This window comes from Buttiauxella agrestis (assembly GCF_900446255.1).
Lineage (GTDB): Bacteria > Pseudomonadota > Gammaproteobacteria > Enterobacterales > Enterobacteriaceae > Buttiauxella > Buttiauxella agrestis.
Genome location: NZ_UIGI01000001.1, coordinates 2,307,627 through 2,325,832, shown reverse-complemented (window position 1 = coordinate 2,325,832; position 18,206 = coordinate 2,307,627). Strand labels below are relative to the sequence as shown.

Annotated in this window: 17 protein-coding genes; 4 read left to right on the top strand and 13 right to left on the bottom strand. The window is 45.7% G+C overall.

Annotation, left to right across the window (positions count from 1 at the left end; all coding sequences use genetic code 11):
- Positions 1–24: 24 nt before the first annotated feature.
- The 6 genes from DY231_RS11250 to DY231_RS11225 all read right to left on the bottom strand — a co-directional run bounded on the left by DY231_RS11250 (position 25) and on the right by DY231_RS11225 (position 6,071).
- A complete protein-coding gene (locus tag DY231_RS11250) occupies positions 25–651 on the bottom strand; it encodes a helix-turn-helix domain-containing protein (RefSeq protein ID WP_115628434.1) in 627 nt (208 codons plus the stop codon).
- A gap of 41 nt (positions 652–692) precedes the next feature.
- Positions 693–1,214: a fimbrial protein gene (locus tag DY231_RS11245; RefSeq protein WP_115628433.1), complete on the bottom strand. Its 522-nt coding sequence runs from the start codon at positions 1,212–1,214 to the stop codon at positions 693–695.
- A 14-nt stretch (positions 1,215–1,228) separates the two neighbouring features.
- Positions 1,229–2,176 carry a fimbrial protein gene (locus DY231_RS11240; RefSeq protein ID WP_115628432.1) on the bottom strand — a complete coding sequence of 316 codons (948 nt, stop codon included), beginning with the start codon at positions 2,174–2,176 and terminating at the stop codon, positions 1,229–1,231.
- A gap of 10 nt (positions 2,177–2,186) precedes the next feature.
- Positions 2,187–4,721, bottom strand: a complete 2,535-nt coding sequence (locus DY231_RS11235; protein ID WP_115628431.1) for a fimbria/pilus outer membrane usher protein — start codon at positions 4,719–4,721, stop codon at positions 2,187–2,189.
- 81 nt (positions 4,722–4,802) lie between these two features.
- Complete coding sequence (locus tag DY231_RS11230; protein WP_115628430.1) at positions 4,803–5,480, bottom strand: fimbrial biogenesis chaperone; 678 nt, start codon at positions 5,478–5,480, stop codon at positions 4,803–4,805.
- 60 nt (positions 5,481–5,540) lie between these two features.
- Positions 5,541–6,071: a fimbrial protein gene (locus tag DY231_RS11225; RefSeq protein WP_115628429.1), complete on the bottom strand. Its 531-nt coding sequence runs from the start codon at positions 6,069–6,071 to the stop codon at positions 5,541–5,543.
- Between the two features lie 407 nt (positions 6,072–6,478).
- Between DY231_RS11225 and DY231_RS11220 the strand changes: the two genes are divergently transcribed.
- On the top strand, positions 6,479–7,144 hold the full coding sequence (locus DY231_RS11220) for a winged helix-turn-helix transcriptional regulator (RefSeq protein ID WP_115628428.1): 666 nt from the start codon (positions 6,479–6,481) through the stop codon (positions 7,142–7,144).
- Positions 7,145–7,419: 275 nt separating this feature from the next.
- Entirely contained in the window at positions 7,420–7,917 is a 498-nt protein-coding gene (locus tag DY231_RS11215) for a helix-turn-helix domain-containing protein (RefSeq protein WP_172588684.1), read from the top strand.
- A 71-nt stretch (positions 7,918–7,988) separates the two neighbouring features.
- On the opposite strand, the gene DY231_RS11210 is transcribed toward DY231_RS11215, so the two are convergent.
- The 6 genes from DY231_RS11210 to DY231_RS11185 all read right to left on the bottom strand — a co-directional run bounded on the left by DY231_RS11210 (position 7,989) and on the right by DY231_RS11185 (position 14,217).
- The gene (locus tag DY231_RS11210) at positions 7,989–8,606 is read right to left on the bottom strand and encodes a helix-turn-helix domain-containing protein (RefSeq protein WP_172588683.1); all 618 of its coding nucleotides are present in this window, start codon (positions 8,604–8,606) and stop codon (positions 7,989–7,991) included.
- Between the two features lie 92 nt (positions 8,607–8,698).
- Entirely contained in the window at positions 8,699–9,220 is a 522-nt protein-coding gene (locus DY231_RS11205) for a fimbrial protein (protein ID WP_115628425.1), read from the bottom strand.
- Positions 9,221–9,265: 45 nt separating this feature from the next.
- Positions 9,266–10,225 (bottom strand): fimbrial protein, encoded by a 960-nt coding sequence (locus DY231_RS11200; protein ID WP_172588682.1) that lies wholly within the window; start codon positions 10,223–10,225, stop codon positions 9,266–9,268.
- Between the two features lie 10 nt (positions 10,226–10,235).
- On the bottom strand, positions 10,236–12,824 hold the full coding sequence (locus DY231_RS11195; protein ID WP_147295642.1) for a fimbria/pilus outer membrane usher protein: 2,589 nt from the start codon (positions 12,822–12,824) through the stop codon (positions 10,236–10,238).
- A 103-nt stretch (positions 12,825–12,927) separates the two neighbouring features.
- A complete protein-coding gene (locus tag DY231_RS11190; protein WP_115628424.1) occupies positions 12,928–13,605 on the bottom strand; it encodes a fimbrial biogenesis chaperone in 678 nt (225 codons plus the stop codon).
- A gap of 84 nt (positions 13,606–13,689) precedes the next feature.
- Positions 13,690–14,217, bottom strand: a complete 528-nt coding sequence (locus tag DY231_RS11185) for a fimbrial protein (protein WP_115628423.1) — start codon at positions 14,215–14,217, stop codon at positions 13,690–13,692.
- Between the two features lie 413 nt (positions 14,218–14,630).
- Between DY231_RS11185 and DY231_RS11180 the strand changes: the two genes are divergently transcribed.
- Together DY231_RS11180 and DY231_RS11175 are read left to right on the top strand one after the other, a co-directional pair.
- Positions 14,631–15,290 carry a winged helix-turn-helix transcriptional regulator gene (locus tag DY231_RS11180; RefSeq protein ID WP_115628422.1) on the top strand — a complete coding sequence of 220 codons (660 nt, stop codon included), beginning with the start codon at positions 14,631–14,633 and terminating at the stop codon, positions 15,288–15,290.
- Between the two features lie 109 nt (positions 15,291–15,399).
- A complete protein-coding gene (locus DY231_RS11175; protein WP_256682707.1) occupies positions 15,400–16,011 on the top strand; it encodes a helix-turn-helix domain-containing protein in 612 nt (203 codons plus the stop codon).
- 41 nt (positions 16,012–16,052) lie between these two features.
- Here DY231_RS11175 and dcp read toward each other — a convergent pair whose 3' ends face one another.
- The gene (dcp, locus tag DY231_RS11170) at positions 16,053–18,104 is read right to left on the bottom strand and encodes a peptidyl-dipeptidase Dcp (protein ID WP_115628420.1); all 2,052 of its coding nucleotides are present in this window, start codon (positions 18,102–18,104) and stop codon (positions 16,053–16,055) included.
- Positions 18,105–18,206 lie beyond the last annotated feature (102 nt).

The following is an 18,206-nucleotide window of genomic DNA, read 5'->3' as shown; positions in this document are numbered from 1 at the left end:
CGCGCATTGGGGGAGTGATTAATATTAATCCATAAATAAATGTATCGGTGGACTATGCTTTTCCAGATTATTAAGAAAATGCAATAAATCGCAATCCGAACTAAGATTAAATTTACTCATCATCAAGCGCTTATGGGCGCTGACTGTTTTGACATGAATCCCTAATAAATGTGCAATATCAATAATGTCATTACCCCGTAGCAAATATTTTGCGATCGTCATTTGCTGCGGGGTTAGCGTGCGATATTTGCATTTAAGGCATTTTTTACACGGCAATAGTTCAGGATTTTCAATATTATCTTTCCACCCTTGCACAACTTGTTTCCGCGCTGTGTATAAAGGTTCGGAACGGTTTACAAATACAATATTTTTAATACACAGCGGCAACTTTTCATGATAAGGAGACTTATCGCCGCTGTAGATGCCAATAATCATTCCGGGTTTGCTACGATACTTTAGCATGGGCTGGCAAATGTACTCCGCGCCAGCCACAAAACTTTTCACAATAATATCAGCCTGAATAGCATTTGTTTTAGTGAGACAATTAAACTGCACCGACTCTTTTTGTTCTTCAAGAAATATCTCTTCGAGAAATATTTCCATTCCGTTCCGATACAGTGCGTCCTTGTCATCGATGGCAATATTTAACATCTTTTCCTTTCTCAGAATGCTATTTGACCAAAAATAAGATCTTACTGATATGTAAATACAACGCTGAGCGCAGCATTAAACGTTCCACCCGTAGCATTCTCAGAAGGGCTGAATATTCTGGCTGAAAGCGGAAATATTGCCTGCCGAGTTGAATTATCAATTGCCACTGTCATTTGACTGGCATTCCCGTAAATAACTGAATGGTCAGTATTTGTCATCTGCAAGGCGCTATTTCCTGCCGTTCCTTGATTCTTAAATGCTGTCGGGTCGGTACTGTCAACCACACCGGTAAAAGTTGCCGTTGCTGATTGAGTGGTAGCCGGGCACTGGGTTAATAACAGCTGGAAGTCTTTCCAGATGGGATTCCCACCAGGCTGATTAAGGTTGTTTGCAATGGCTTGTCCTAAATCCACTTGTTTTGAGACAGTGTCGGTATCCACCACACACGGTGAAGCCAAAACACGCCCGGTGACGCTGATGTTAACCGGGTCAGCAGCGCTGGCTATCCCGGTATAACACAGTGCTGCTCCCGAGAATATCAAAGCAGTAATAGTCTTTTTCATGATAATTACCGCCCTTATTGATAAGTTAATTGCAGCGTGGCATTAGTACTTGCGTCGCCAGCCGTTACGGTGGTTTTAGTCTGAATGTACCGCGCTTTCAGAGGGAAGGTTTCAACACCACCCGGAGAAGTTTTCAGCACAATTGTGTCGTTCAGTACTAAAGGTACATCGTTATAAAGAAGCTGAATTCCTAACCCGCTGGCGACATCATTCCCGCCCTGGTTATTAAGGGCTAATACGCTAGCATCTGAACTGTCCGGGTTTTGCGTTCCATTTAGCGACACATTAATATTGGCACCGGCATCGCAATCCAGCCCCAGGTTTTGCGTGGAACTCACATCAGGTATAAAACCAATGGTATTCCCGAAGGTTGAAACCGGAACGTCACCCAGCGGGAAAACTAAATTAGGTGTTTTTATCGAACAAGCCACCTGCGTAACAGACCCACCCGATAATTGGATCTCACGAATAAATCCACCATCATCCGCAACCATTTGATGCCCGACTCTGCCTGGAACAAAATTGCCTGAGATAATATTTCCAACTTTATACAGATTTACGACTTGAGGATTCCCACTATAGATATTTGTCAATACCATACCAGCACTCAGCACATAACTCCTCGGTGGGTTTTGCATACTAGACACCCCCCCAGAGTTACCGATAATCTCCATACCAACTCCGGGAATATTAGTGTAATACACATTAGGAATGGAAGTCGCCACCCCGCCCATATAATCGAACTGACCAATTGCCTGGCCACCACCATCAGTACATACAGCCAATAGTGTAGAAGCGACGACTGGTGTTGGTATACTGGCAATTAAAGCACCTACCGGCGTATCGCGCTGAACGATTATGTTTCCGGCATCAATAGTTGACAGCCAATTATTAACTGTCTGGCAAGTCGCCCCCGCCATACCAGAAAATAATAATGTGATAATTAAAGCAAAATATTTCATAGCAAATTCCTTAATGACACACGGTATCTAACTGAACAATGGATGCATCATTTTTTGACTGGGGCAAAGTAGCTTTAACCTGGCAAATTTGTGTTGCGTCCTCACCCCATTTCACTGTGAAATCGAGGTTACTGTTCTGGCCGGTTAAATAAACCTGCCCGTTATCACCAACAATAAAACCATGGTTAGCGGTGTCTTTGTTATTCATTGATACAATGGCACCAAATGGGACTGGTTCGCCATTAGTGCGTTTAAGATTAATAAGCGCCCTTTGCCCAACGTTAGCTTGATAAACCGCACGCACCACCGCGCCACGAGTCGGTACCACGGTTTTTGTGGTCAATTCCAGCTCAACGTTATCCGGCATACTACCGGTATCGAAACTGATGTCATTTTTACGGAATGGCGACATATTACTCACCACGGTGTAGCCGCGATAATCCGTTTTCACCCCATTCTGGTTCAACACCCCAACACTGGCAGCACCCGGTGCTTTGACCAACGCGATGGTTTCACCGAACGGCTGCGCCAGCGTGATGCCGTCACTATGAGCAAGCACACCACCCGATATTCCATAGTTCACGCGCTGTGAATGCTGATCGTAGCTGTAGCCCGCGAGCGCTTCACCGTAAGTTCCCCGGTAATCGGCGTTCAAGTTTCCAGTGTAGCCAACGTCGTTCGTGCCGTAGCCCTGCTGCACGTTCCAGCTCAGTGCGTTTCCTGGTAACGCGATACCACTGACGCCGACATTATGGGTGGTATTGCCGCGCTTGCTGGTATTCATGTTGTAGTTAGCCCAGCTGTTTGGCAGGAAGTTTGACAACGGCACGCTGATATTCAGAGAGACCAGCTGGTCGTTAGTGTAAATTTTCCCGCTATTACTGCCATTTGCCGTCGAGTTTTTACTCCATGTGTAACCCAGACTGTAACTGACACTATTCCAGGCGTTGTTATAGCTCGCGCCATACGACTCCATGGTTTTATTAATATTCCAGTAATCTTCACGGATGGCCGACAGCGTCATAGCCCCCATGTTTTTACCCAGCGCCTGACTCAGGGTCATTTCCGCACGATTGCGACGGCGGTCCTGGATAAAGTCTGAATCGCTGTAGGTATCGAGTATTTCCTGCATGCTATAAAAGCCAGAGGTGGAATAACGATAACCAGCAATCGCAAAGTTGGTTCCTGAGTCGGAGAAGTTCTTGCTATAGCGAACACGCCATGACTGCCCGTCCGTTTTTAGCCCATCTTTTGGCCTTGACCAGCCTTGCGTCACATCCGTTGAAATTGCGCCAATATCGCCAAGGTTTTTACCCAATCCCAGCGCCAGTGACTGGTAGCGGCTCGATTCCTGCAAACCACCATAAATGGTAAAACCATGCGGCAAACCATAGATTGCGGTGCCCTGTGCCAGCGGTGTTTTTTCCACACTGCTGCTGTACGAGCGATACTGCCCACCCGTCAGGCTGTATTTGAATCGCCCTTCACGCTGCAAAACAGGCACGGATGCAAAAGGCACCACCAGGTATTGTTCGCTGCCATCGGCTTCTTTTATGGTGACATACAAATCACCGGAGCCGCCGGTCGGGTACATATCGGTAATTTCAAAGGCACCCGGTGCCACATAGCTTTGATAAATAACGTAACCGCTCTGGCGAATAATCACCTGCGCATTGGTGCGTGCAATTCCGCGCACCACAGGGGCGTACCCTTTCAGGCTGTCCGGTAACATATCGTCGTCAGAGGCAAGTTGACCGCCACGGAACGGAATACTGTCGAACACGTCAGCTGGTGTTGAGCTATCGCCCAGTGTCATCTGGCTTTTCAGGGCAACGACATCACGCTGGGCGTAGGTATAAACCGTGTCCCATTTGTCTTTACCGGCGCTGTCGCGATTCCACGTGGTGTAGTTACGCAAGCGCCATGCGCCGTAGTTAATTCCCGGACGCAGGTTGGCATACTGGCTGTTACTATTCTCACCATTGCGCACGAATGTGTTATTACCGCTCACGCTGTAGTTCAGCAACAGCGCATTAATCCCTTCATCCCAGAGTTCGGGCGCGACATAGCCGCGCGCCTGCGCGGAAAGTGCTGCCTGAGGAATACTCAGTAACAACCGTTGGGAAGAAAATAAAAACTCCGCTGACGCGAGTGGAATAGCAGCAAGATTGGCACATTGCGCATCGGCTTTTATTTCCGGGAACAGCGTTGTTTTCACGCCGTAACTTTGTAAAACACCGGCAGACAAACAAGGTTGAAGTTTTGCCTCTCCATTGCCTTCTTTGACTAATTTAAACGTAACATCCCTGGTATCGACGATTTGATTGTGAAGAACAATATCAACTCGATAAATACCGGCTGCCTGCTCGCCATCTTCAAAAGCAGCAAGATCGGCACCTTGTGATGAGGGGTTATTAACCTCGAGTAATGCCGGGTTAAAATAATCACGCGACTGCGCGATTTCACTCATTCCTGAACAGGCCAGTGCTACACACCAGGCGAGATGGGTCGATCGTAATTGAAGACGATTATTTGCTTTCATCATTAACTTCCTGCCTGTATATATCAGGCTATATAATTCTGGTCCGTACTACCCTGTACGTCCGGGAAGTATTTATTCGGGTTATTAAATTGTGGCGTTATGAGCTTCACCGGTGCCGCCATAATCACTGATTAATTTAAAACTTAACGCGCCAGATGAAACTCCTGCGGGTAAATTGAAGCGTGCAGTACTGCCAGGCGCGACGAAAGTCACCTCCGGCACGACTTTACCGCTCACCGTGATCTGGTTGAAATTCATGTAATAATTGGTTGGATTAGTCACCTGCACCTGGTTACCGACTTTCTGCCAGGTCAGCTGTCCGGCTAATTTTTCCGGTATCTCTTTCTTTAACACTTCCGGGCGATAAATTAATTTAATGCGCGTTTTCACCGCGACCTGGAGGGTATTTTCCTTTTTAGGTGCAGAAGGAATCGATTTTATATTTAGCCAGAACATGGATTCTTTATTATCCGGCAAATTCCCGGCACGTACGATACGCAATATATTCTGTTGCCCATTATCTAAACGAAACAGCGGCGGCGTAATAATAAAGGGAGCTTTCTCAGCGCCACCTGATTGGGTGTCAATCCATGACTGAATAAGATATGGCACAGAATCGGGATTATTGACGCTCAGTGAAGCTTCCTTTTTTCCGCCGTCATATATTACCCGGGTTCCACCAATTACAACGCCGGCATTGGCTGCAGAAATAGCCGTGCTGGCTATCACCAGGGCAATAAAAGTTTTACTCACAAAATTCATTTGATACCTCTGTAAAAAAGGGCCGGGAAATCCGGCCCCCTTGTCATGTCTGTGCGGATATTAGTTATAAACAACAGAGAAGCTGGCTACAGAGTTAGCCGGGCCAGCCGTCACTGTTGTTGCAGTTGATTTATACTGAGCGTAGAAATCCAGAACGTTGTCAGCAGTATCAGTCAGGTTGTAGCGATAGCTGTTTTCGCCATGCATTGGCAACTGAACTTTGTCAGCAGACATCAGGTTGATTGCAACACCGGTTGCAGCGCCCGGCGTGGTGCTGTCGATAGCCAGCAGAGTAGAATCACTCACTTCTGGTTGACCGTCGAAACGCACGTGGGCAATTTTGATTGCTTCAGGGCAGTCTTTCAGCACGATAGAGAATTTCTTAGCCGCAGTCACAGCACCCTGAGCAGTGAATTCAGATTTATTGTATTCACCCAATGGAACAGTCTGGTTTTGAGAAGCCACATCTACAGTACAAGCTGTATCCAGAATTAAACCTGTGAAATTAACTGTGCCTGCAGTAGCCATAGCATTAGAGGCGGATACAGCAGCGATTGCAGCAACAACAACAGCGATTAAATTCTTTTTCATTTCATTTTCCTTTATATATTTATTTGACGTTTTATTCAGGCAAAAGAAGCCCTATTCATTATCGTGAAATAATGAAAAATATATCGTCATGTTTTCCATGCATCATCATCATGTGATAGTTACAGAGAATAATTTAGAATCGTATAAAGATGATTTCCATCATTAATATTCACGTTATTTTCGGCGTATAAAACAAGAAACCACGTTTATATTAATAAATCATTCTTTGTACCATTCCCTCATTCCCTGCTTGAATCAATTTTCATCAAAACCCAGATTAAACTCAAGGTGTTTTTGAGTGTAATTTTACACCGTAACATTTATTCACTTAATAAAAGTTCTTAACCATAATGCAGCCGCATATAGCATTCCTAAGAATGTTCCTGGTCAACAAAGAGATTATGTAAATGACTGTATTTGAACAACAAAAGCCATTTTTAATAGATGAATCAAGCATTTTAAACAAGAAGCCCACGGCTGAAATTGAATTACTTATCTCGCATCTCAATCCGCTATCTAACAATTTAGAAACAAAACCACGTCAAATTATTAACTATATGGAGCAAGGCCAGAGAAAATGTTTTCTTTTACATAAAGGGAGCGTTTCTCTTTATAGGACTATTGATGGGATGGTGTTAAATACAGAATCTGCACCCTTTGTATTTGGCATGAGCACACAACTGACGGAGCAAGAATATCTCTATATCCGTACACATGATGAGTCAGAAGTCAGTTGGCTACCGCTACAGTTAGCAAACGAGATTATTTCAGATAATAACTTGTGGGAGTGTCTGGCACGTTCGCTAATTTATACAGTCTCGAGGGTTTATGATCACTGCACTAAGATCTCGTCCCTTTCCTCTTATGACATTATTCGTTATCAACTCTATGAGCTGATGAGCGAGACAGAAGAAATCAGAATGAGTGTCAGCATTGCTAACTATATACAAAGTCGGTCATTTTTATCACGCAGCAGTATTATGAAGATTCTGGCGCAATTGAAGGCGGGGGGTTACATCATCACTGAGCGTGGGTGTCTGAAGGCGATTAATAATATACCTTTAAAGTACTGATTGACTTGTACATTAGAAAACCCTCTAACTAACTGTAAAAAAAGAAATTATACGTAACAAAAATCGTCATTTCTATTCTTTAAGAATATGCTAGATTTAAATCAACTGATTTCTATGCGACTCATTTTGATATGAAAGATTCCTTTGCGCACAGCGCACCTAAATTTATCCAGTCTCAGGCTACGCTTGATCTTATCGATATACTGAGTCCGTATGTCACATACGAAAAAATCCCTGCGAATCGCCGTCTCTACTACTGTTTAGATGGGGTACACATGTGCTATCTCATCCGTTCAGGGTTAATCAAGATACGCCGCAACAGTGACGATTTTGTGATTGCTTTCTTACCTGTACCTAACCTGGTGGGGGTAACTAACCTTCTCCCTGAATCATCAGGTTTGTATCTGGAACTTCAGACCGAATCTGAAATCGCGACTATCACCACGGCTCACGCTCACGAATTAATTGCTAATAACAATGCATGGGAATTGCTGGCTGGACACATTGCTAAGGTTTCCAGCAACCTTTTAAACCATGAGATCATTATGACGGCACCTACGAGTTATGAGTTGCTGCGATTTCAGTTAATAGGATTAATGAAAGAGCCCGTGAATGTTCGTAAATCAACATCGGCGGCAAAGTATATTCTGGAAAGAACGCGACTATCACGCAGCACGGTGATGAAAATGCTTGCCCAGCTAAAACAAGGCGGATATATCGAACTGGTCGACGGCATGTTGCTTGCCGTGCATCAGTTGCCCTCTAAATATTAAAATGCTAGCCACTGGAATTAGTTCCATCAAGAAAATTTTTACTCTAATCAAAATGCCGATGTATGGCACTCTTATAAATCCATTTGTGGGTTTTGGGCTTTAAAATTTTGCAAAAAATGAATTAACTCGCAATCCGTTCGCAAATTGAATTTATTCATTATCAGTCTTTTATGTGCGCTGACAGTTTTAACATTAATGTCCAGATTACGCGCTATCTCAATAATGTCGTTACCACGCAATATATATTTAGCTATAATATATTGCTGTGATGTTAGCGTAGTATACTTACAGTCAAGGCATTTTTTGAAATTCAATATGGTAGGGGTCGAAGTGCTTTCACTCCACGCATCGATAATACGTGCACGCGCAACACTTAATGATTCCGAGCGATGGAGAAACACCATACCTTTTATGCACAACGGTGTTTTTTTATCTTCATGCTTTTTATCGCCTTCATAGACACCAATTATTAAACCAGGCTTTATGCGATATTTTAATATAGACTGGCAAGTATACTCAGACCCTGCTACGAATTTTTTCACGATAACATCCGCCTGAGTGGCATTGTATTTTGTCAACACCTCAAACTTTACCGGCTGATTATTCTCATTTAAAAATAGTTCTTTTAGGAAAATTTCCATTCCGTTTCTGTACAATGAATCGGAATCTTCAATGGCAATATCTAACATCCTGGACCTCATTGACTAATAAAAATCACCGGAAATAAATTTCCCCGGTGATTTTTGAATAATACTTTTAAAATACCAGCAAATATGAAGACTTAATTGTATGTAAAGGCCACAGACACAACGGAAGCTACAGTACCGGTTGACGCATTTCCTTTAGACCAGACGCGACTCTGTAAGGGGAACACCGCTGTGTTACTGCCAGTACGAGGAATCGTCATCGATTTGGTATTCCCCAACGGCGTATTGGAAGCATCATTACTTTGCAATTCCACAGCAACGTTGGACGCGGTACCGGTGTTGGTATATAGACGGGTTAAATCAGCTGCGTCGCCCGTGCCGCCGAATGTCGCAATCACATTTGTTGTACTGGTCGGGCAGTTTTTCATGCTGATGGTAAAGGGCACCCATGAACTGGTTGAACCTGCAGTGGAGAGATCTGCTGCCTGCAAAGTCTGGCCCAAATCAACGTTAATATCGCTTGAGCCATCGACAACACATGGCGAAGCAACAATTTTTCCTGAGATATTTATTGTGACATCTGCAGCCTGAGCCGCTCCAGCCAAAGCCAGTGACATTAATGCTGCCAATGCTGCATCTTTTAGATTTGTATTCATTATAATAACCCCTACTTTTCAAATAAAACGAGATTGCGAAATTAATTAGTTATATACAATGGAAGCATTAGCAATTGCTGTAACATTACCGATCTGCACACTGCTAATCAACGCATAATATCGCGCTATGAAATCCATTGTTACTTCATCGGATACCTGTCCGATATTAATAAAATTCCCGCTACCATTTGGCACAGGGTTTCCATCTTTCAATATTTGTATACCAACACTACTTCCAGTTGCGGAATCTGTATTTTTAAACACAGCCTGTGATGAATTGATAACATCGCCATTAAACGACAGAGCTATATTCATTGATGTTGGGCATGATAATTTAATTGAGAATGGCTTATCTTTTGCGGTATCACCCACTTGTGAAAAATCACTGGCCGTTACTGTATCCAAGGGAACCGTTACGACAGGGGTACTGGTATTACATGTCGTATTTATTGGAATCACGGGAATCGGTCCATTCAATATAATCTTAACCATTACTCTACTGTTTTCGGTATAATCAACCATATCCTGCGCAGGAATAGCACCAGTTGATGTAATAGGAGCTGTTTTGATGAATTCAAATTTTAATACAGCCCCTGACAGTCCCGTTGTCCCTCCAGCATAATTGCTCGTATCGGACAAGGTGAAGTACGCAGCACCAAAAAGCCCAAACCACGCACCACCTGAAAATGACACCCTATATGCAACCCCTGGCATTTGGGTTGGGAATAAATTGTTTTGCGCTGTCCCTATTCCAGCCCATTTGGTTGTAATAGTTCCTGCAGAAGTTCCTGTACAACTCCAGCTTGAGTATGTAGTAGTTGGAAAACTCATCGTCGTTGTGCCAATAACTGAACCAATAGGAAGTGTTGGATCTAAATTTATTGACGCAGGTGGTTGCAAATAGGCTTTAGCCGGGCAAGCAGCCTGGACATTTTTAATAAAAAAGAGTCCTACGATACATAAGCCAATCATCAGTAATGATGTATTCTTTTTTGGTTCTTTCATTTTACTCGTCTCAATTACACTGACCATTTAATGTCTGGATACCAGCATTGTCCGTTGTCAACTTCGCAAGGGAATACTTCACCTGGCATTGCTCCTGCGCGCCGCTGCCCCATTTCACTTGTAGCGCACCTTTATTCGCCAACCCTGTCAGGTAAACCTGCCCTGCATCTCCGACAATAAAGGCCTGTGTAGTCTTCTGTGAGGAATCGTTTACCATTGCACCAAACGGAACCGGGGAACCTCCCACACGCATAATAGTCATGAGTGCACGCTGGCCAACGCTGGCATTAAAGTTCGCCCGAACTACAGCGCCTCGTGTTGGGATGACATTTTGGTTGTTGAGCGCGAGATCAACGTTATCTGGCAGCGATTCTGTGGAAAGCTGCACTGAGTTTCTACGGTACGGACTGGTGTAAGGCACAATCGCATAGCCGCGCCAGTCAGTTTTGACCCCGATCTGGTTACCTATTGAAATGCCACTTGCTCCTGGGGCTGCTACTAGCGCCACGGTTTCACTCATCGGCTGACCAAAAGTCACACCATTTTCATGGGCAAGAATTCCACCCTGTAGACCGTAGTTCAGGCGCTGACTGTTTCTATCGTATGCATAACCGGCATTCACTTCGCCGTAAGTGCCGCGATAATCCGCGTTCAGATTACCGTTATAGCCTGCACCCTGACTGCCGTAACCCTGTTGAACACCCCAGCTCAGGTTATTGCCTTCAAGCGCCGTGCCGTTCAGGCCAACAGTGTTATTGGTATTACCATGTTTGCTGGTGTTAAGGCTGTAGCTTGCCCATGTATTGGGCATAAAGATGCTCATCGGCACGTTGAGGTTGAAGCTGAATACCTGATCGTGGTCATACACCTTGCCTAACCCTCTGCTGCCGTTAGTACTGGCGGTAGAGTTTTCGTTGTAGCTGTAGTTCAGACCATAACTGATGCCTTTGTACGAATTGTTATAACCGCCACCAATCGAGCGCATAGAGCGGTTGCTGTTCCAATAATCTTCACTGACCCAGCTTAAAGAAACCGATCCCAGAGCATCGGTCAGATTCTGGCTAATCGTTAGCTCACTGCGGTTACGGCGACGTTCAAGTAGTGGCTGGTTGATATAGCTACCGTCACGGTATGTATCCATCACTTCTTGCAGGCTGTAGTAACCATTCGTCGAGTATCGATACCCTGCAATCGCAAAATTGGTGCCAGTCTGTACAATGTTTTTGCTGTAGCGGATGCGCCATGACTGTCCGTTATATTTCGGCTGATCCTGCAATGTAGACCACGCCTGGGTGACGTCCGTTGAAAGCGCACCGAAGTCGCCGAGGTTTTTACCCACCCCGAACGCCAGGGACTGATAATGGCTGGCGAATTGCCCACCGCCATACGCAGTAAATCCTGCTGGTAAACCGTAAATTGCCGTCCCTTGGCTAAATGGAGTTTGATCCACGCTGCCGTCATAAGAACGATATTGACCACCGGTAATGCTGTATTTCAGACGTCCTTCACGTTGCAGTACTGGCAATGAAGCAAATGGCACTACCAGATATTGCTCGCTGCCATCAGCTTCTTTAATAGTCATATATAAGTCGCCAGAGCCACCGGTCGGGAACATGTCATTGATTTCAAATGGTCCTGGAGATACATAGCTCTGGTAAATGATGTAGCCATTCTGTCGGATAATGACTTGTGCGTTGGTGCGGGCAATACCACGGACCACCGGCGCATAGCCTTTTTGACTGTCCGGAAGCATGTCGTCATCAGAGGCCAGTTGCCCCCCTCGGAACGGCACGCTGTCGAAAACATCGGATGGAGAACTACTATCGCCAAGTACCAACTGGCTTTTCAGCGATGTAATGCCGCGCGCCACATAGGTATACACCGAGTCCCACTTGTCCTGGCCGTCACTGCTACGGCTCCAGGTGGTGTAGTTGCGCAGACGCCACGGACCAAGGTTGATGCCAGGGCGCAGGTTGGCGTATTGGCTGTCACTGTCACTGCCCTGACCATTGCGCGCGTAGTTATTCGCCCCGCTCAGGCTGTAGTTAAGCAACATGGCCGAAATACCATTGTCCCACTGCGTTTCCGGCACCGTTCCGCGCGCACTCTGCGCCACTGCCATTTGCGGAATACTCAGCAACAGTTGCTGATTGCTGAAGCGAAATTGTGCATTGGCCTGCGGAATGGCCGCCAGGTTGGCGCACTTCGCGTCTACCCCGCCCAGCTCAGGGTACAAATCTGTTTTCACGCCCATATTTTTGAGTTCGGCCACACTCAGGCATGGTTGCAGACTGTCTTTGCCATCGGCACCTTTCTGCATATGGAATTCGACGTCGCGCGTGTCCTGCTGGTCATTGTTGAGGTAAATATCCACCCGATAGACCCCAGGCAGTTGACCGGCTCCATCTTCAAATACCGACAGATCAGTCATACCCTGGTGGAGCGTGTCTACTTCCAGCAATGCAGGGTTAAACACATCGCGTGCCTCGGCACTGGACGTCATGCCACCCAGCAACATCAAATGACCTGCAATGAAATACGCCAGTTTACTGATACGTATGTCTGGCACTAACCGGCCCTGGTTTTTTTTGCTATTCATCCATTAACTCCCAGCCTGTGGCTGCAATGGCAGCCCGGCAATGTGATAAAACATCTCAGTGCGCATGCGCTGTGTTTCTTATTAGAGTGACAACCTTCGCGGGTTACATAGAGCCTTTGTGCTCAGGCCCAATGGCGCCGTAATCACTGATAATTTTCCAGCCCACACTGCCGCCGCTCACCCCTGCTGGCAGTGCGAAGCTTGCCGAGCTTCCAGGTGCAACATACGTCGGGTTTTTCACTTGCTTGCCTGCCACGCTAATTTCCATAAAGTTCATATAGAACGGCGTCGGGTTGCTGACCTGCACATTGTTGCCACTGCGCTGCCATTTAAGCTGTTCGGTGACGTCTTCTGGTGTTCCTTTCAGACCCTGCGGACGGAATATCAGTTTGAGACGGCTCTTAATTGCAATCTGTAATGTGTTCTGATTTTCTTTGGCTTCGCCCGCAGGAATAGCCTTAACATTCATCCAGTAAAGGGATTCTTTATCATTCGGCAAATTACCGCCCGCGCGTACCACCCGCAGTACGTTTTCTTGGCCGCCATCAAGACGGAACAATGGAGGAGTCACCATAAAGGGGGCTTTCTCAGCGCCACCCGAAGTTGTATCTACCCAAGTCTGAATCAGGTATGGCACGTCGTCCGGGTTTTTGACGCTCAGTGAAGACTCCTTTTTACCACCGTCATAAATTAGGCGTGTGCCACCTACAATCACGCCGGCTTGAGCAACTGCTGTAGTGATTAAAAGTGCTGCCAGTAATGAACCAGTAAATATTTTCATCATAAATTCCTGTAAAGGAGGTAAAAAAATGGCCGACAGTATTGCCGCCGGCCGGAAACAAAATTCAGCCTTATCGGCGGTGTATTAGTTATAAAGAACGCTGAAGTTAACTGTTGCGTTTGCCGGACCCGAAGTCACGTTGGTATCAACTGCTTTATAACGTGCAGTGAATGGCAGTTCGTTTACTGTACTGCCAGAAACCAGGGTATAACTCGCAGAAGCCTGACGCAGTGGCAGAACGCCTGCAGAGTCGGAAAGCTGCACACCAACGCCAGTTGCAACACCAGCAGTGTCAGTCAGTTTTAATAGGCTGGTGTCACCATTCAGAGCTGTGCCGTCGAAGGTAATACGTGCAGTGCTAACTGTTGTCGGGCAGTTAGTCAGCTTGATGTCGAAATCTGTCGCAGCAGAAAGCAAGTTAAGGGTGGTGAACTCAGATTTCGCAACACGCCCCAGATCTATAGCCAATGGACTAGCAACGGTGTTAACAACTTCACAACCTGCATCGATGATTTCACCGGTAAAATTCACCTGGCCAGCAGCAGCAAATGCATTAGCAGCAGACAACACAGCAGTAGCAGCGATAGCCATAGCGATTAAATTCTTTTTCATTTCAATTTCCTTTATTAAATAATTGGTGCCGAAATTTTAAAATAAGCAAACACTGACCCTTCAGGTCAATGGAACTTATATATTCCAGACTTCCTTGCTTCATCCACGATGAAAGTATTTGCATACAGAAAAAGCATTTACCAGCGATTTGCCAACTCATACACTTTTAGATTTGCAATCAATTCAGCATTATTGCAAAACCTGACCAGGATTATGAAATGCATTTCTACGGGATTCATCATTTCTCTGTTGAAATCAATTTTCATTAAATCACGCATCAAACTCAAGGTATTTCTCGGTCTACTTTTAGACCGAGAAAGCAATATATAAAAAACGTTCCTCTTTGCAATAATGAGTGAGAGCAAGATTTACCTCATTCATTAAACAATATATTTACAAAGGGGGCTGCATCCATGCATGACAAAGAAAACACAGATTTTTCAAAAATATATAGTGAAAACCCTGGAAAACCTTATGCGCATATTGAACGTGTTATTGATTATTTTCGGCCACACGCCCATATATTTGAAACAAAAAACAAACAAATATTTAACTATGTGGATGATAATGAAAACAGGATACTTATCCTGTTAGAGGGGAGTATTTGTTTGTACCGCAAACATGACAACATGATTCTCAACTCAGAATCCGCTCCTTTTATTTTTGGCATGAGCCAACAGTTTACCTCGCCGGAGTATCTTTTTTTGAAGACACAGGAACCGTGTGTGGTTGGCACACTGCCTTTAAATACCGCGCACCGCTTAATTAAAGATAATAATCTCTGGGAAAGCCTGGCTAGATTGTTGATATATACGGTTTCACGTGTTCACGATCACTGCGCAAAAATCTCCCAATTTTCGGCCTATGAAATCATTCGCTATCAGTTGATTGAATTAATGAACGAAACGCCTGAAATTCGTAATAGTATTACGGCGGCGAATTATATAATTAGCAGAACCTTCCTCTCCCGAAGCGGAACCATGCGGATACTGTCGGAGCTGAAAGCGGGTAACTACATTACGGTTGAAAAAGGCATGCTGAAAGCTGTTAATCATTTACCTCAAAAGTACTAGATATCGCTTCTCATCATGCTTTACGTATCGCCCTTTTTGTCATCTTTGCTCGCCAGAAAAATATAGTTATATGCTATATTTTTCAAAGACACTTAAAGGTAATACTGTGATGCCTATAGATAAATTTTCTCCGCACGCCGGGGAGCTAATTAATAAACTCAGTCCATTTGTTACATTTCAGCTCTATAGCTCGGGCCACAACTTCCCTTTTGAGAAAAATGGAATCAGACAATGCTATTTAGTCCGCCAGGGTAGAGTCTCTTTTTATCGAAACAAAGAGATTTTAATTGGCAACATGCAGGCTCCCATCCTTTTTGGCTTGGGTGAATTTAAAACGTCAATCTATATGTTTATACAAACAAATGAACCCTGTGAAATCGCGGAGTTACCGCGTACAGAACTCTTCGAGATAGTTGCTAAAAACAACTTATGGGAGTTGATGACCCATCAAATGGAGTTCATTTCACGGCTATTGATGTACTACGCGAATACCGTTAATGCTCCAACCGCATATGAACTCATTTGTATACAACTAAAACTGCTGATGAATGAACCTGAGACGGTGCGCGAAACAGTACCAGCAGAAAAGTATATCCGCAGCAAAACGCTGTTATCACGCAGTGGGGTGATGCGAATACTGGGTGAGCTAAAAAAGGGAGAGTATATTTTGATGGAAGACGGAATATTGAAAGAAATTAAGCATTTACCTGCTAAATATTGAGACATATAAACCGGGCTTTCACCCGGTTATTTAATCTACTATCAGTCTGACTTGCTCAAACCCCGATTTTCCAACATCGGTTCGCTGTATGGCGCATGCCCGCGCCATTCGTTATACAACGCTTTAAGATCCTGGCTATTGCCGCGAGACAAAATCGCCTCACGGAAACGCTGGCCATTATTTGCTGTTAGCCCGCCCTGCTCCACAAACCATTGATAACCATCGTCGGCTAGCATTTGCGTCCAGATATAAGCGTAATAACCTGCGGCATAACCGCCACCAAAAATATGCGCGAAATAGATGCTGCGATAGCGCGGCGGCACTGCTGCAACTTTGATGCGCTCTTGCTCCAGCGCGTTCGCTTCAAACTTAGCCACGTCATCAATCGCACTTCCCGCAGGCAGACTGTGCCAGTTCATATCCAGCAACGCTGCGGCGAGCAGTTCTGTCATGTCGTAGCCTTTATTAAACTGCGCTGCGCGGAATAACTTCTCTTTGAGCACTTCTGGCATCGGTTCGCCGGTTTGGTAATGGCGAGCGTAATTAGCAAACACCTGCGGTTCGCGCGCCCAGTGTTCGTTGATTTGTGATGGGAATTCGACGAAATCGCGCGGCGTATTCGTGCCGGATAAAGTTGCGTAATATTGGGTTGCAAACAGGCCGTGAAGGGTATGGCCGAACTCGTGGAACAGCGTGACGACATCATCCCAGGAAATGAGCGCTGCTTCGCCAGATGCCGGTTTGTTGTAATTGCAGACGTTGTAAATCACCGGCGCGTTAGCAAGCAATGTGGATTGCTCCACAAAATTGCCCATCCACGCCCCGCCGCCTTTGCTGTCACGGGCAAAGAAATCACCGTAAAACAGCGCCATACCACGACCGTCTTTATCAAAGATTTCCCACACCCGCACATCATCGTGATAAACCGGAATATCGAAACGCTCAACGAAACTGAGGCCGAAAAGCTGGCTGGCTGCCCAGAAAACACCGTTGGTCAGCACATTATTCAATGCAAAATAGGGTTTGATTTGCGCTTCATCGAGATCGTATTTCGCGCGTCGTACCTGTTCGGCATAAAACGCCCAGTCCCAGGCTTCGGCTTTAAATCCACCATTTTGTGCGTCGATAACGTGCTGGATATCGGCCAGTTCTCGCTGCGCCCGCGCCGTTGCGGCCGGCACAATATCGCGCATAAATTGCAGTGCAGCCTGCGGTGTTTGGGCCATCTGGTCAGCAATTTTCCATGCCGCGTAGTTATCGAACCCGAGCAATTGCGCCTGTTCTGCACGCAGCGTTGCCAGGCGAGCGACAATAGCGCGCGTGTCGTTGCCATCGTTTTGTTGTGTGCGATCCCAACCGGCTTTAAACAGTTTTTCTCGCGTCTCACGGTGACTGAGTGATTGCAGCGCTGGCTGCTGCGTGAAGTTAAGCAGCGCGATGACATACTTGCCATCAAGCCCCTTCGCTTTCGCGTGTTGCGCCGCGGCGGCAATTTCCGCAGGCGTTAACCCGTCCAGTAGATTGACATCGTCAATCACCAGCCCGGCGGCTTTATCAGCGGCATGCAGACGATTATTAAACTGGCTACTGAGCTGAGCTGCTTCTTTGTTGAGTACCTTCAGGCGTGCTTTCTTTTCTTCGCTTAACGTCGCACCTGCCAGGTTAAAGCTCTGCCAGACGACTTCAACCAGACGCTGCGATTCGTCATCAAGATTTAGCGTGTGACGACGTTGGTAAACGCTATCCAAACGCGCAAACAGCACGGGGTTGAGGCGCATTTCATCCGCCAGTTCGGCAAGTTCAGCGGCAAACTCTTCATCGAGTTGTTGCAGATAATCGTTGGTATTTGCTGAAGTCATGGCGAAGAAAACATTCGTCACTCTTCCCAACATTTGCCCGGTTTTTTCCAGCGCCAGATAGGTATTTTCGAAAGTGGGTTCGGCGGTGTCATTGGCAATTGCGGCGATTTCTTCGCGCTTGATACGTTTGGCTTCGTCAAATGCCGGGCGATAGTGGCTGTCGTGAATGTCATCAAAATGTGGTGCCTGGTAGGGCAATAAACTGATGCGGTAAAACGGGTTTTCCGTTTGCATGCTGCACTCCTGCTGAGGGCAAAGGATAATTTGAGACTGTATTTGGTGGATGACGCTGCGCTTATCCCCCCTACAACACCATACCCGTAGGTCGGATAAGCG